Origin of the sequence: Mesorhizobium sp. M7A.F.Ca.US.005.03.2.1 (assembly GCF_003997795.1) — a bacterium.
In the GTDB taxonomy this organism is placed as follows: Bacteria; Pseudomonadota; Alphaproteobacteria; order Rhizobiales; family Rhizobiaceae; genus Mesorhizobium; species Mesorhizobium ciceri.
This window is the reverse complement of the sequence record NZ_RZRP01001337.1, coordinates 1-1,033: the sequence shown is the minus strand read 5'-3', so window position 1 is coordinate 1,033 and position 1,033 is coordinate 1. Positions and strand designations below refer to the sequence as shown.

The window sequence follows — 1,033 nt, the reverse complement described above, 5'->3', positions numbered from 1 at the left end:
GCGACGATCCCAACCACCCCGGCAAAGGCTTTCACCAATGCATCGATGAGGCGTGCATGGCGACCGGGATCAATGAGCTGAAGCAGTTCCAGCATGCCGGCGATCACAGCCACGAAAATCACCACTTGATACAGTCGGTTGGGGAAGCCGACCGCCAGGGCGAAGCCCAGCAGGACATAAGCCAAGGCACGCTCGACATTTGCTTCAGCGAGGTGCGGCCGCATCTGGATCGGCGATAAGGTCGCGAAAATGATGATGGCGAGCAGCGCCAGCGCCGCAGTGCGGAACAATTTGGTCATGGCCCTTGCATATCCGTGGTGAGCCGGCACGGCAAACGCCGCGATGACGCATGGCCGGATCGTGGCCGCCATTGCTGCCCGCCAGTGGCCTTCGCCGAACTATTCCTCGGTCGGCATATGCAGATACATCGACTGGATGCCGACACGGCCCGGTCCGGTGAATCGGTTCACGATGAAATTCATGTTGGCGCCAAAGAAGCCGCTCGACAGGCGATCGATCTTGGTCTCCATCCTGACCGAGGCATCCTTGAACAGCCAGCCGCCCGGTTCGATGTCGATGGTTTCGCCGGCGGCGAGCGTCTTTTCGAAGACGTTGCCATAGCCGTGCAGCCAGACGATGCCATCGCCGGAATCACCGCGAAAGCGGTCGATGAAAAAGCCGCTCTGGCCGAACAGCATCGTCGCCAGGCCGCGCACCCGTTCGAAGGTGTAGTCGACATTGCCGGTGGCGGCGAGAAACTGGTGCTCGCGCACCTGGATCTCTTCGCCGTGCCTGAGATGGATCGGCACGATGTGGCCCGGCCCATCGCGGCTGAAGGCAATGATGCCCGCCCCCGACGCCTCGGTGACGAAGATCTGCATGCCGGCCATCATGCGCTTCAGGGCGCCCTTCAGCGATTTCAGGCCGATGGTGATGGTGGAATTCTTCCACAAAAGGATGTGGTGCTCGAAATAGACCGGCATGCGCGTGACATCGACCGAAAGCACCGGCACCAGCTCGCCCGCTATATGAT

At 61.0% G+C, this 1,033-nt stretch carries 2 protein-coding genes; both read right to left on the bottom strand.

From position 1 onward, the window contains the following. A partial coding sequence (locus tag EN991_RS37565) for a hypothetical protein (RefSeq protein ID WP_245461192.1) occupies positions 1-299 on the bottom strand: 299 nt, incomplete at its 3' end. Positions 300-398: 99 nt separating this feature from the next. Next, the coding region (locus EN991_RS37560) for an AIM24 family protein (protein ID WP_164769725.1) at positions 399-1,033 on the bottom strand (635 nt) is incomplete at its 5' end.